Below are 15368 nucleotides of genomic sequence, written 5' to 3'. Positions count from 1 at the left end.
AGTGAACGCAGACGAGAAGAGCCTTGAGTACTTCAAGCGGATGACCGCCGAGCTCCGCGACACCCGCAAGCGGTTGCGCGAGGCCCAGTCCAAGGACACCGAGCCGATCGCGATCGTCGGCATGGCCTGCCGCTACCCCGGCGACGTGAGCACGCCGGAGCAGCTGTGGGACCTCGTCGCCGGGGGAGTGGACGGCATGACGCCGTTCCCCACCAACCGCGGCTGGGACAACGAGGCGCTGTACCACCCCGACCCGGACAACCCCGGGACGACCTACGTGCGCGAGGGCGGCTTCCTGCACGACGCCTCCCTGTTCGACCCGGAGTTCTTCGGCATCAGCCCGCGCGAGGCCGTCGCGATGGACCCGCAGCAGCGACTGCTGCTCCAGGTCACGTGGGAGGCGATCGAGCGGGCCGGGATCGACCCGACCACGTTGAAGAGCAGCGACACCGGCGTCTACGCGGGTGTCATGCACCTCGACTACATCAGCAGCATCGGCTCGGTCCCCAGGGAGGTCGAGGGCTTCCTGGCCACCGGTGTCTCCGGCAGTGTCCTTTCCGGACGGATCGCCTACACCCTCGGCCTCGAAGGCCCCGCCGTCTCCATCGACACCGCGTGCTCGTCGGCGCTGGTCGCGGTGCACCTCGGCGTGCAGGCCCTGCGCAACCGGCAGACCTCGCTCGTCCTCGCGGGCGGTGTCGCGGTCATGGCGGGACCGCACGCCTTCGTGGAGTTCTCCCGCCAGCGCGGTCTCGCCGAGAACGGCCGCATCAAGGCATTCGCCGACGGCGCGGACGGCACGATGTGGGCCGAGGGCGCGGGCATGGTGCTGCTGGAGCGCCTGTCCGACGCGCAGCGCAACGGCCACAAGGTCCTCGCGGTCGTGCGCGGCTCGGCGGTCAACCAGGACGGCGCGTCCAACGGGCTCACCGCCCCGAACGGCCCGTCGCAGCAGCGCGTCATCAAGGCGGCGCTGGCCAACGCGCGGCTCGCCTCCCACGAGATCGACGTCGTCGAGGCGCACGGCACCGGAACCGCGCTCGGCGATCCCATTGAGGCGCAGGCACTCCTGGCCACCTACGGACGGGAGCGCGGGGACAGCGACCCGTTGTGGCTGGGCTCGGTCAAGTCCAACATCGGCCACACCCAGTCCGCCGCCGGTGTGGCGGCGATCATCAAGATGGTGAAGGCCATCGAGCACGGCGTGCTGCCGAAGAGCCTGCACATCGACAAGCCCTCCACGCAGGTCGACTGGTCCGCCGGTGAGGTCTCGCTGCTCACCGAGGCGCAGCCGTGGCCGGAGGTCGACCGCCCCCGTCGCGCCGCGGTCTCCTCGTTCGGCATCTCCGGCACCAACGTGCACCTGATCCTGGAGCAGGCCCCCGCCGTCGAGGAGGAGGCCCCCGAGGTCACCGCCGAGCTCCCGGTCGTGCCGTGGGTGCTCTCCGCGGTGACCAGCGAGTCGCTGCGCGGCCAGGCGGAGCGCCTGCTGTCCTATGTGGACTCCAACCCCGGAGTCTCCGAGCTGGACATCGCCTTCTCACTGCTCACTACGCGCACGAACCACGAGCGCCGGGCCGCCGTGGTCCCCGCCGAGGGCGACCGGCTCTCCGCGCTGCGCGCCCTCGCCGACGGTCTGTCCTCGCCCGACCTGGTGACCGGCGAGGCCGTCGCGGGCAAGACCGCGTTCCTGTTCACCGGCGGCGGCTCGCAGTACCTGGGCATGGGCCGCGAGCTGCACGCCGCGTTCCCGGCCTTCGCCGAGAGCTTCGACGAGATCGCCGCCGAGTTCGACAAGCACCTCGCTCAGCCGCTGCGCGAGGTCGTCTTCGACAGCTCGCCGCTGCTGGACCGCATCGACTACATGTTCCCGGGGCTGTTCGCCATCGAGGTCTCGCTGTTCCGCCTCCTGGAGTCGTGGGGTGTCCACCCTGCCTACGTCGCGGGTCACTCCATCGGCGAGTTCTGCGCCGCCTACGCCTCCGGCGTGTGGTCGCTTGAGGACGCGGTGCGGGTGGTCACCGAGCGCGGGCGCCTGATGAACACGCTGCCGGAGGGCGGCGCGATGATCGCGATCCAGGCGACCGAGGAAGAGGTGCTGGAGGTCCTCTCCGGTGACCGGATCGGCATCGCCGCCATCAACGGCCCGACGTCGGTGGTCATCTCCGGGGACGAGGTGCAGGGCCTCGCCGTCGCCGAGGTCTTCCGCGAGCGCGGCCGCAAGGTCAAGCGGCTGCCGATCAGCCAGGCGTCGCACTCCGCGCTGATGGACGGCATCCTGGACGACTTCCGCGAGGTCACCGCGAGCCTCACCTACAACGAGCCGCGCGTCCCGATCGTCTCCACGCTGACCGGCTCCGCCGTGACCGGCGCGGAGCTGGCCGACCCGGACTACTGGGTGCGCCACATCCGCAGGCCCGTCCGGTTCCTCGACGGTGTCCGGACCCTGGAGGCCAAGGGCGTCACCAGGTTCGTCGAGGTCGGCCCGAGCGGCGCACTGTCGGCGACCGGCGTGGACTGCGTGGAGGGCGACGCGGTCTTCATCCCGCTGCTGCGCAAGGACCGCGACGAGACGGCCGGAGTCGTCTCCGCCCTCGCCCGCGTGCACTGCGCCGGTCACGAGCCGGACTGGGCGGCCTTCTTCGCGGGCACCGGCGCGCGCCGCGTCGACCTGCCCACCTACGCCTTCGACTACCGGCACTTCTGGCTGGAGAGCGACGGCGAGGTCGCCGACGTCGAACGCGCGGGCCTTGAGCCCGCAGGGCACCCGCTGCTCGGCGCGGCGCTGTCGCTGGCCGAGGGCGACGGCCTGGTCTTCACCGGAAGGCTCTCCCTCGCCACGCAGCCGTGGCTGGCCGACCACGCGGTCGGCGACACGGTCCTGGTCCCCGGCGCCGGGCTGGTCGAGCTGGCCATCCGCGCGGGCGACGAGGTCGGCTGCGGCACGGTCGAGGAGCTGACCCTGTTCGCGCCGGTGATCCTGCCCGCCACCGGCTCGGTCGCGGTCCAGGTCGTCGTCGGCGCTCCCGAGGACACCGGCCGTCCGGTCGCGATCTACTCGCGGGGCGGCGGTTCCGAGCCGTGGACCCTCAACGGCCAGGGCACCCTCGTCGAGTCCGGGTCCACTGTGGACGCCGGTCTGGCGGAGTGGCCGCCGGCGGGAGCGCAGAGCATCGCGCTGGAGGGCCTCTACGCCGACCTCGCGGGGAGCGGGTTCGCCTACGGCCCGGCGTTCCAGGGCCTCAAGGCCGCGTGGCGGCGGGGCGAGGAGATCTTCACCGAGGTCGAGCTGCCCGACGCGGCGAAGGCCAAGGGCGGCGAGTTCGGCATCCACCCCGCGCTGCTGGACGCGGCGCTGCACGGGATGTTCCTGCGGGACAACGAGGGTGAGGGCGCGCTGCCCTTCGCCTGGCGCGGCGTCACCCTGCACGCGACCGGCGCGAAGATCCTCCGCGTCCGGATCACCCCGACCGGGGACGACTCCGCCGAGGTGGTCGCGGCGGACTCCGGCGGTGCCCCGGTGATCTCCGTGGACACCCTCGCCGTGCGCGCGGTCTCCACCGACCAGTTCGCCTCGGCCGCCGCCCCGCGCGCGGAGTCGATGTTCACCCTCACCTGGTCCCCGGTGCCCGCCGCCGACCCGGTGCCGTGGAGCGCCTTCGGCGAGTCGGAGTCCGGCCCGGTCGTCCTCGCGCTGAACCCCAGCCGTGACGACGTGGTGGAGACCACCCACGCCGAGGTCACCCGCGTGCTCGACATCGCGCAGCAGTGGCTCGCGGCCGACCACGACGCCACCCTCGTCGTGCTGACCAGGGGCGCGGTCGCCCTGGACACCGGCCACGACGTGACCGACCTTCCGGGATCGGCGGTGTGGGGCCTGATCCGCTCCGCGCAGTCGGAGAACCCGGAGCGCTTCGTCCTCGTCGACGTCGAGCCCTCCGTCCCGGACAGCGAACTGTCCACTGTGGTCGGTTCGGCGATCGCGACGGGGGAGCCGCAGCTGCTGCACCGCGACGGCGAGCTCTTCGCCGCCCGCCTGGTCGGCATCGCCAACGGCGGCGTACTCGCCCCGCCTGCCGGGGAGACGGCGTGGCGGGCCGGGGTGAAGGTCCGCGGCTCGCTCAACGACCTGGAGCTGCTGCCCGCCCCGGACGCCCTGGAACCGCTGCTGCCCAACCAGATCCGCCTGGACGTCCGCGCCACCGGCATGAACTTCCGTGACGCGCTCAACGTCCTCGGCATGCTCGGCGAGCACACCGGCCGTCCCGGCTACGAGGCGGCGGGCGTGGTCACCGAGGTCGGCTCCGAGGTCAACGACCTCGCCGTCGGCGACAAGGTGATGGGCCTGCTCGACGGCGGTTTCGGCCCGGTCGCCGCGGTGACCCGCGCCTACGTCACCCACATCCCCGACGGCTGGACCTTCGAGCAGGCGGCCTCGGTGCCGGTGGTGTACCTGACCGCCTACTACGGCCTCAAGGACATCGGCGCGCTGAAGGAGGGGGACAAGATCCTCATCCACGCCGCCGCCGGTGGTGTCGGCATGGCCGCGACCCAGATCGCCAGGCACTTCGGGGCCGAGGTCTTCGGCACGGCGAGCCTCGGCAAGCACCACGTCCTGCGGGAAATGGGGATCGAGCACATCGCCAACTCGCGGACCCTGGACTTCGAGCAGGAGTTCCTGGCCGCGACGAACGGCGAGGGCGTCGACGTCGTTCTCGACGCGCTCGCGGGCGACTTCGTGGACGCCTCGCTGCGCCTGCTGCCGCGCGGCGGCCGGTTCCTGGAGATGGGCAAGACCGACATCCGCTCCCAGGAGGAGGTGGCCGTCAACCACCCGAACGTCAAGTACGACGCGTTCGACCTCTACGAGGCCGGTGAGGCTCGCACGGCCGAGATGTGGCAGGAGCTGATCGAGCTCTTCGAGCGGGGCGCGTTGGCACCGCTGCCGATCAAGACCTGGGACGTGCGCGACGCGCCGAAGGCGTTCCGCTTCATCAGCCAGGCCAAGCACATCGGCAAGCTCGTCCTGACCATCCCGCGACCGCTGCGGCCGGAGGGCACGGTCCTGATCACCGGTGGCACCGGCGGCCTCGGCGGCCGGCTGGCCAAGCACCTGGTCACCGAGCACGGTGTGCGCAACCTCCTGCTGACCAGCAGGCGCGGCGAGTCCGCCCCCGGTGCCGCCGAGCTGCGCGCGGAACTGGAGGAGCTGGGCGCGTCGGTGACGATCGCGGCCTGCGACGCGGCCGACCGCGAGGCGCTTTCGGCTCTGTTGAGCCAGGTCGACCTGACCGGCGTGGTGCACACCGCCGGTGTGCTCGACGACGGCCTGATCGGCCAGCTCACCCCGGAGCGGGTGCGCAAGGTGCTGCTGCCCAAGGTCGACGCGGCGTGGAACCTGCACGAGCTGACCAAGGACCGGGACCTGGCGATGTTCGTCCTGTTCTCCTCGGCGGCCGGTGTCATGGGCACGCCGGGCCAGGGAAACTACGCCGCGGCCAACGTCTTCCTCAACTCCCTCGCCGAGCACCGTCGCGCCCACGGCCTGGTCGCACAGTCCCAGGCGTGGGGCCTGTGGGCGGACGGGATGACCGACACCCTGGCCGACAGCGACGTGGACCGCATGAGCCGCAACGGTTTCGGCGCGCTCAGCGGGGACGAGGGCATGGCGCTCTTCGACGCCTCGCACGCCGTCGGCGCCGCGGTCGCGGTGCCGATGAAGATCGACCTGCCGTTCCTCCAGGCGGGGGCCCGCACCGGGATGGTCCCGCCGCTGCTGCGCGAGCTGGTCAAGGCCCCGTCCCGCCGCGTGGCCCAGGCCGACGCCGCCGGCCAGGCCGACGCGCTCAGGCAGCGCCTGGCCGGGCTGTCGGAGGCCGAGCGCGAGCGGCACCTGCTGGACCTGGTGCGCTCCCAGGTGGCGATGGTGCTCGGCCACGCGTCGGCCGAGACGGTCGGTGCGAGCCGGGGCTTCGTCGAGCTGGGCTTCGACTCCCTGACCGGGGTCGAGCTGCGCAACTCCCTCGGCGCGGCAACGGGTCTGAAGCTGCCGACCACGATGATCTTCGACTACCCCGCGCCGGACGCGCTGGCCAAGTACCTGCTCACCGAGGTGGTGCCGGACGAGGCCGCTGGCGGGGTGCCGCTGACCGACGAGATCAGCAGGCTGGAGAACCTGATCTCGGCAGCCGAGCCGGGGGAGGCCGAGCGCGCCGACATCGACGCGCGGCTGCGCCGCCTGCTGTCCACGTGGAACGCCAAGGCGGCGCCCAGGTCGGACGACGCCGACGCGGACAGCGACGTGCGCTCGGCGACCGCCGAGGACATCTTCGCGCTCATCGACAACGAGCTGGGGGCCTGACCGACCCGGCCTGGAAGGGCTCGCCTCGGCACGTCGGACAGCGACGTGCCGAGGCGAGCTTCCGCATGGGCCGGCCCCACCCCGACGCGACAGGGTCTAGGTGAATGTGCACTAACAACCTCCCCGCCGATGTGGTCGGCTTGGTCTGGGGACCCCTTGCGCGTGCGCCCCGGACACAGTCCTCAAGGGAGTTGCGGCAGACATGGCGACAGAAGAGCAGTACCTCGAATACCTGAAGCGGCTGACGACGGATCTCCGGGAGACCCGCCGCCGCCTGCACGACGTGCAGGAGCGGGACTTCGAGCCGATCGCGATCGTCGGCATGAGCTGCCGCTTCCCCGGTGAGGTCGCCTCGCCAGAGGACCTGTGGCGGCTGGTGGCCGACGGCGCGGACGCGGTGTCGGGATTCCCGGCCGACCGGGACTGGAGCCCGGAGGTGTACAACCCCGACCCCGAGGTCGCGCACACCTCCTACAGCCGGGAGGGCGGGTTCCTGCACGACGCCGCGGACTTCGACCCGGAGTTCTTCGGCATGTCGCCGCGCGAGGCGCTGGCCGCCGACCCGCAGCAGCGGTTGCTGCTGGAGGTCTCGTGGGAGGCCATCGAGCGGGCGGGGATCGACCCGGCGTCGCTCAAGGGCACCGACACCGGTGTCTTCGCCGGGGTGATCTACAACGACTACGCGTCCCGGTTGCAGGTGCCGCCCGCCGCGTTCGAGGGCTACCTCGGCACCGGCAGCCTGGGCAGCGTCGCCTCCGGCCGGGTCGCCTACACCTTCGGCCTTGAGGGGCCCGCCGTCTCCATCGACACCGCGTGCTCGTCTTCGCTGGTGTCGGTGCACCTGGCCGCCAACGCCCTGCGCTCCGGCGAGTGCTCGCTGGCACTGGCCGGTGGTGTCACGCTGATGGCCACCCCGGGGCCGTTCATCGAGTTCTCCCGGCAGCGCGGCCTGTCCCCGAGCGGCCGCTGCAAGGCGTTCTCCGACTCCGCCGACGGCACGGGCTGGGGTGAGGGCGTCGGCATGCTGTTGCTGGAGAAGCTCTCCGACGCGCAGCGCAACGGTCACAAGGTGCTCGCCGTCATCCGGGGTTCCGCCACCAACCAGGACGGCGCGTCCAGTGGTCTCACCGCGCCGAACGGTCCCGCGCAGCAGCGGGTCATCCGTGCGGCGCTGAGCAACGCCCGCCTCGCCCCCGGCGACATCGACGCCGTCGAGGCGCACGGCACCGGAACCCCGCTCGGGGACCCGATCGAGGCCCAGGCGCTCATCGCCACCTACGGCAAGGGACGCGAGTCCGACCGTCCACTGTGGCTCGGCTCGCTGAAGTCCAACATCGGCCACACGCAGGCCGCCGCCGGCGTCGCGGGCATCATCAAGATGGTCGAGGCGATCCGGCACGGCGTGCTGCCGAAGACCCTGCACGTCACCGCGCCCTCGTCCCAGGTCGACTGGACCGCGGGCGCGGTGTCCCTGCTGACCGAGGCCCAGCCGTGGCCCGCCGTCGACCGCCCGCGCCGCGCGGCCGTGTCCTCCTTCGGCGTCTCCGGCACCAACGCGCACGTGATCATCGAGCAGGCTCCCACCGAGGAGGCCGCCGAGGCTCCCGAGGTCGTCGGCCAGCTGCCGACCGTGCCGTGGGTGCTGTCGAGCCGGTCCGCCCAGGCGTTGAAGGCGCAGGCCCGCCGACTCAAGTCCTTTGTGGACTCCAATGCCGATCTGTCCGATGTGGACGTGGCGTTCTCGCTGGCGACGAGCCGGGCCGCGCTGGAGCACCGCGCGGTCGTCGTCGCCGCCGGGCGCGCCGAGCTGCTGGCCGGGCTGACCGCGCTCGCCGAGGGCGAGTCCTCCACCGACGTGGTGCTCGGCCAGGTCACCGATGGCAAGACCGCATTCCTGTTCACCGGCCAGGGCTCACAGCGCCTCGGCATGGGGCGGGGGCTTTACGAGGCTTTCCCCGCCTACGCCGAGGCCTTCGACGCCGTGTGCGCGCACCTGCCCGGCGTCAAGGAGATCGTTTTCGGTGACGACGCCGACGCGCTGAACCAGACCGGCAACGCGCAGCCCGCGCTGTTCGCGCTGGAGGTCGCGGCCTACCGGCTCGTCGAGTCCTGGGGCCTCAAGCCGGACTTCGTCGCTGGTCACTCCATCGGCGAGATCGCCGCCGCGCACGTCGCCGGGGTGTTCTCGCTGGAGGACGCCGCCCGGCTGGTCGCGGCGCGGGGCCGCCTGATGCAGGCGCTGCCCACCGGCGGAGCCATGATCGCGATCCAGTGCACCGAGGCCGAGGTCGCGCCGCACCTGACCGACCGCGTCGGCATCGCCGCCGTCAACGGCCCGATGTCCGTGGTGGTCTCCGGCGACGCCACCGAGGCCGAGAAGATCGCTGAGCACTTCAAGGGTGAGGGCCGCAAGGTCAAGCGCCTCACCGTCTCGCACGCCTTCCACTCGGTGCTGATGGACGGGATGCTGGAGGACTTCCGCGCGGTCGCATCGACTATCGCCTACGCGGAGCCCGGCATCGAGATGGTCGCCCAGGGCGAGGTCACCACCGCCGACTACTGGGTCAACCACGTCCGCGACGCCGTGCGCTTCGCCGACAACATCAAGGCGCTGGAGTCCTACGGCGTCACCACCTACGTCGAGATCGGCCCGGACGGCGTCCTCTCCGCGATGGGCGCGGACAACGCCGGCGAACGCGCCGTCTTCGTTCCGGTGTTGCGCAAGGACCGCGACGAGGCGCACACCGCGACGCTCGCGCTGGCCCGCGCGCACAGCCGTGGTCTCCCGCTCGACTGGTCCGCGGTCTTCGCGGGCACTGGCGCACAGCGGATCGACCTTCCCACGTACGCCTTCCAGCGCAAGCGCTACTGGCTCAGCGACCCCGCGCTCGAAGGCGGCGGCGAGGTCGTCTCCAGCGGCTCGCCGGAGGAGGCGCGGTTCTGGGAGGCCGTGGACAACGGCGACCTCGAAGCCCTCGCCGCCGAGCTCGCGGTCGCCGACGCGGACGGCCACGCCACGCTGAGCGCGGTGCTGCCGACCCTCGCGGGCTGGCGTCGCTCTCGGCAGCAACTGTCCGTTGTGGACACCTGGCGGTACCGCGTCACCTGGAAGCCGGTCACCGGGAGCGGGTCCTCCGTCGCCGGACTGTGGCTCCTCGCGGTGCCCACCACGCAGGCCGACCACGCGTGGGTCGGCGGCGTCACCGAAGCCTTGACGGCGGGCGGCGCGACCGTCCGGACCATCACCGTGGACACCGCTGACCGCGCGGAACTCGCCGCGAAGCTCAGCGGTGCCACCGAAGTCCGAGGCGTTCTCTCGTTGCTGGGCCTGGCCGAGGAGGCGCACGGCCCGCTGTCCTTCGGCGTCGCGGCGACCATCGCGCTGATGCAGGCCACCGCCGACGCCGGGATCGACGCGGCGGTGTGGGCTGCCACGCAGGGCGCGGTCGCCGCCGCCGACAGCGACACCGTCTCCGCGCCGATCCAGTCGCAGCTCTGGGGCCTCGGCCGGGTCGCCGCGATCGAGCAGCCCCTGCGCTGGGGCGGCCTGATCGACCTGCCCGCCGAGGTCGGGGAGCGCGCCAAGCACCTCGTGACCTCCGTCCTGGGTGGTCTGGCCGGTGAGGACCAGCTGGCCGTGCGCCCCTCCGGCCTGCTCGCCCGCCGCTTCACCGAGGCTGGCACCACCGCGCCCAAGCGGGCCTGGCGTCCCGGCGGCACCGTGCTGATCACCGGTGGCACCGGCGGCATCGGCGGCAAGGTCGCACTGCACCTGGCGCGCAACGGGGCAGGGCACATCGTGCTCACCTCGCGCCGTGGCGAGGCCGCTCCCGGCGCCGCCGAGCTGGTCGCGGAGCTGACCGAGCTCGGTGCCCGGGTCACGGTCCGCGCGTGCGACACCGCCGACCTCGACGCGCTGACCGAGGTGTTCGACGAGCTGAAGGCGGCTGGCGACACCCCGACCTCGATCATCCACGGTGCCGGTGTGCTCCGGATGGACCCGCTGGAGTCGGTCACCGCCGACGAGTTCGCCGAGGTCCTGCGGTCCAAAGTGGACGGCACGCTCAACCTGCACCGCCTGACCGAGGGCACCGAGCTCGACGCCTTCGTGATGTTCTCCTCCATCGGCGGTGTGCTCGGCAACGGCGGCCAGTCCGCGTACGCCGCCGCGAACACCTTCCTCGACGCCTTCGCGGAGTACCGCCGCGCCCAGGGCCTGACCGCGACCGCCGTGTCGTGGGGCCGGTGGGGCGAGGTCGGCATGAGCGTCGGCGAGGAGATCGACGCGTTCCTCACCGAGCTCGGTGTGCCCGCGATGGCCCCCGACCTGGCCGTTGCCGCGTTGCAGCAGTCGCTGGACAACGACGACACGACGCTGACCGTCACCGACATCGACTGGCGCACCTTCGCGCCGACCTTCACCGCACTGCGCCCGAGCCCGCTCATCGGCGACCTGCCCGCGGTGCTGGCCATCGCCGAGGAGGAGGCCGCCCGCGCCCGCGAGGCCGCCGAGTCCGGGGTGTGGCGGGAGCGGCTGGCCGGGCTGTCGGAGGCCGAGCGCGACCGCGTGCTGCTGGAGCTGGTGCGCACCTACGCGGCGGAAGTGCTCGGCCACAACGGGATCGACGACATCCTGCCCGACGAGCCGTTCACCAAGCTCGGCTTCGACTCGCTGACCGCCGTCGAGCTGCGCGGGCGGCTCAACGCCGACACCGGTCTGGTGCTGCCGCCGACGCTGGTCTTCGACCACCCCACGCCGGCCGCGCTCGCCGCGCACCTGCTGGCCGAGCTGTCCGGTGTGGACAGTGAGGACGTTCCCGCTCCGGTTGTCCCGACCCAGGTCGTCAGTGACGAGCCGATCGCGATCGCGGGCATGGCGTGCCGGTTCGCGGGCAGCAGCAACACCCCCGAGCAGTACTGGGACATGCTGGCCGAGGGCGCGAACGTCATCCGCGAGGTGCCCGAGGACCGGTGGGACGCCTCGAAGTTCTACGACCCCGACCGGACCGCGCCCGGCAAGGCCTACACCCAGGCCGGTGGCTTCATCGACGACATCGCCGGGTGGGACGCGCCGTTCTTCGGCCTCTCCCCGCAGGAGGCCCGTCGGCTCGACCCGCAGTTCCGGCTGCTGATGGAGCTGGTCTGGGAGGCGATCGAGGACGCGGGCGTCACCGCCGAGGAGCTGCGCGGCAGCTGCACCGGAGTGTTCGCCGGTCTGATCGACTCGCTCCAGTACTCCTTCCGGCAGCTGGAGGTCGACGGCGAGGCGTGCTCCAACGACCCGTACTTCAGCCTCGGCAACTCGCTGAGCGCGGCGGCGGGGCGCATCGCCTACCACCTCGACCTGCACGGCCCGTGCCTCACCGTGGACACCGCGTGCTCGTCCTCGCTGGTCGCGATGCACCTCGCCGTGCAGAGCCTCCAGCGCGGTGAGTGCGACATCGCCATCGTCGGCGCGACCTCCGGCATCCTCTCGCCGGAGACCTTCGTGCAGGCGTGCAAGATGAGCATGCTCGCCGAGGACGGCCGCACGAAGACCTTCGACGCCTCCGCCGACGGCTACGTGATCGGCGAGGGCGGTGGCGCGGTCGTCCTGCGCCGGGCCTCCACGGTCCGCCCCGGTGACCGGCCGCGCGCGCTGATCAAGGCCACCGCGACCAACCAGGACGGTCAGAGCAACGGCCTCACCGCGCCCAACCGCGCGGCGCAGCTCGCGGTGATCCGCGCCGCGCACGCCGCCGCCGGGGTCACGCCGGAGCAGATCTCCTACGTGGAGGCGCACGGTTCCGGCACACCGCTGGGCGACTCGATCGAGTTCAGCGTGCTGCGCGAGATCTTCGAGGACCGCCCCCTGGACAACCCGCTCCACGTCGGCGCCGTGAAGTCCAACATCGGCCACACCCTGGCCGCCGCGGGCATGGCCGGTCTGATCAAGACCGTGCTGGCCTTGCAGCACAACGAGATGCCGGGCAACCGCAACCTGACCGAGCCGAACTCGGTGGTCACAGTGGACGGCGCGGTCCGCCCGGTCCAGGGCCTCACCCCGTTCCGGTCCACCGAGGACAGTCCGGTGCTCGCCGGTGTCAGCTCCTTCGGCTGGTCGGGCACCAACGCCCACTTCATCCTGGAACAGGTCCCCGCCGACGAGGCCAAGCCGGTCGGCGCGACGAGCGCGCAGCTGGTCACCGTCTCCGCCAAGAGCCAGGGCGGTTTCGCCGAGGCCGTGACGGCGCTGGCCGACCACCTCGACGCCAACCCGGCGCTCGACCTGGCCGACGTCGCCTACACCACGCAGGCCCGCCGCACCGGGCACCCACTGCGCGGAACCGTTGTGGTGCGGGACATCGCCGACGCGGTGGCCAAGCTCCGCTCCGGACTGTCCCCTGTGGACACGCCGAGCACCAAGGCTCGTGTCGCACTCGTCCTGTCCGGCCAGGCCGGTGACAGCACCTCGCTCTACGACACCGAGCCCGCGTTCAAGGCCGCCTACGACCAGTGCTCCGGCTTGGGCGAGGCGTTCGCTACGGAGTACGCGCTCGTGGAACTGCTGCGCGCGTGGGGGATCAAGCCCTCCGCCGTGGTCGGCCACGGCGTCGGCGCGCAGGTCGCGGCCGTGGTCAACGGGAAGGTCTCGCTGGCCGACGCGCTCAGCGTGGACGCGACCCCGACCGGTCTGTCCATCAAGGACGATGTCGCCGCGCTCGCCCAGCACGCCGACGTGATCATCGGCAGCACCGAGCACGCCACGATCCCCACCGTCGCGCTGACCGCGGACCGGGAGGGTTTCCTGACCGCGCTCGGACAGCTGTGGCAGCTCGGCGTCCCGGTGGACTTCGCCGCCGGGCACTCCGCCGACCGGGCGCTGGTCGCCCTGCCCGGCTACCGGTTCCAGCGCATCCGGTACTGGCCCGACTACGCCGACGACCAGCCGGACCACCTGGCGGACATGGGCTTCAAGGACAACGCCGCCAAGGCCGACAAGCCCGCGGACGGCAAGCCCGGCATGTTCTCGCACACGCCGATCTGGCGCAGGCAGGACGCGAAGCTCTCGCTGTCGGAGGCCAAGCCCACCACGGTGATCGTCTTCGCTGAGCGGGCGCACGTCGGCGACGAGCTGGCCGCGCTCGCCGCGACGGCGGGGCACGAGGTGCTGACCGTCGAGCCCGGCCCGGCGTTCTCCCGCCAGAGCAACGTGATCACCATCGACCCGAGCGACGCCGAGCACTACCGGCTGGTGCTCGACGGCATCGCCGACAAGGCGGACCTGCCGCTGCGGATCGTGCACGCCTTCGGTGTCCACAAGGGACTCGCCGACCACGACACCGCCGTGGAGCACGGGTTCTACAGCCTGATGTCGTTGTCCCAGGCGCTCGGGTCGGTGCTGCCCAACCGTGAGGTCCTGCTCGTCGCCGCCGGGGTGGACACCTTCGACGTGCTCGGCGAGGACGCGGCGAACCCCGTCTCCGCCATGGTGTTCGGCGCGGTCGGCGCGATCGACCACGAGTACCCGCTGGTGCACCCGCGCTACGTCGACGTGGAGTCCACCACCGAGCCCGCGAAGATCGCCGCGCAGCTGCTGCGCGAGTCCGACCTGCTCGGGCGGGAGGCCGTCGCCCTCGGCACCGAGGCGGGCACCGGCGGGGTCCCGGCGGCGTGGCGGCGCGGTCGCCGCTGGCTGCGGGACTTCGAGGTCGCGGACCTGACCGAGACCGCGGGCGAGCTCGACGAGTCGGCGGCGTGGCGGCCGGGCGGGGCGTACCTGGTCACCGGTGGCCTTGGCGGTCTCGGTCTGGCGCTGGCCCGCAGGCTCGCGCGGCTCGGGACCCGGCTCGCGCTCGTCGGCCGTTCGCAGCTGCCGGAACAGGACCGCTGGAACGACTGGATCGAGGTCCACGGCCCCGACGACAAGACCAGCAGGACCCTGCTGGAGCTGAAGGACCTGGTGGCGTTGGGCGCGGAGGTCCTGCCGATCTGCGCCGACGTGACCGAGCCGGAGCAGGTCAAGGACATGCTGCGCACCGCGCGTGAGCACTTCGGCGAACTGCACGGCGTGGTGCACGCGGCCGGTGTCGCGGGCAAGGGCCTGTTGCAGACCAAGAGCCGCGAGCAGGCCGCGGAGGTGTTGGCGCCCAAGGTGACCGGCACGCTGGCCATCGCGGAGGCACTGCGCGCCGAGCCGGTGGAGCTGCTGGTGCTCTACTCCTCGGCGGTGACCGTGGTCGGCGCGGTCGGCGAGTACGACTACGCCGCCGCGAACGCCTTCCTGGACGCCTTCGCGGCGGCCGAGTCCGTCACCGCTAGCACAGCCAAGCACGTCGTGTCAGTGGCTTGGGGCGCCTGGAAGTACGACAACTGGTCAAATGACGCGCTTTCCGGCTCAGCCGAGATGCAGCAGGCCGTTCGCGACTACCGTGCCAAGTACGGCATCGGCAACGAGGACGGTGTCGACGAGCTGAGCAGGATCGTCGCTTCCGGTGCCCCCCAGGTGCTGGTGCTCACCCGGCCGTTGCCGGAGGCGGTCCGCACGTTCGCCGAGCTGAACTCGATGGACGCGGTCGCCGACGTCGGCGTGGTCCCGGTGTCCGAGCGGTACCCGAGGCCGGACCTGCGCGTGGCCTACCTGGCCCCGCGCAACGACGTCGAACGCCGCGTCGCGCTGGTGTGGCAGGAATGCCTTGGCCTGGAACAGGTCGGCGTGCACGACCCGTTCTTCGAGCTCGGCGGGACCTCGCTGGTCGGACTGGTGGTCATCGCCAGGCTGTCCAAGGAGTTCGCCACCGAACTGGCCGCGGCGAGCCTGTTCGAGAAGCCGACGGTGGCCCAGTTCGCCGAGCTGCTCGGCGAGCAGGGCGCGGTGGCCTCGGCCACGTCGGCGGTTCCGAGGACTGACGCACCCGCGGCGGGTTTGACGAGCGGTGCGGCTTTGAAGGGCAGCGCGCAGCGCGGTGAACGGCGTCGCAGGGCGGCAGGCCGGGCGCGCGCCAGGAAGAGCGGAAAGTAGGAACGG

General features: G+C 72.1%; 2 protein-coding genes. Both read left to right on the top strand.

Translation table 11 applies throughout. From position 1 onward, the window contains the following. The first annotated feature begins 1 nt into the window (after position 1). Positions 2 to 6361: an SDR family NAD(P)-dependent oxidoreductase gene (locus ACFFQA_RS10845; protein WP_377851627.1), complete on the top strand. Its 6360-nt coding sequence runs from the start codon at positions 2 to 4 to the stop codon at positions 6359 to 6361. Positions 6362 to 6563: 202 nt separating this feature from the next. Next, a complete protein-coding gene (locus ACFFQA_RS10840; protein WP_446681674.1) occupies positions 6564 to 15362 on the top strand; it encodes a type I polyketide synthase in 8799 nt (2932 codons plus the stop codon). Positions 15363 to 15368 lie beyond the last annotated feature (6 nt).

Origin of the sequence: Allokutzneria oryzae (assembly GCF_042429765.1) — a bacterium.
In the GTDB taxonomy this organism is placed as follows: domain Bacteria; phylum Actinomycetota; class Actinomycetes; order Mycobacteriales; family Pseudonocardiaceae; genus Allokutzneria; species Allokutzneria oryzae.
Note: the sequence above shows the minus strand (reverse complement) of the source record. Positions and strands in the feature narration are given on the sequence as shown.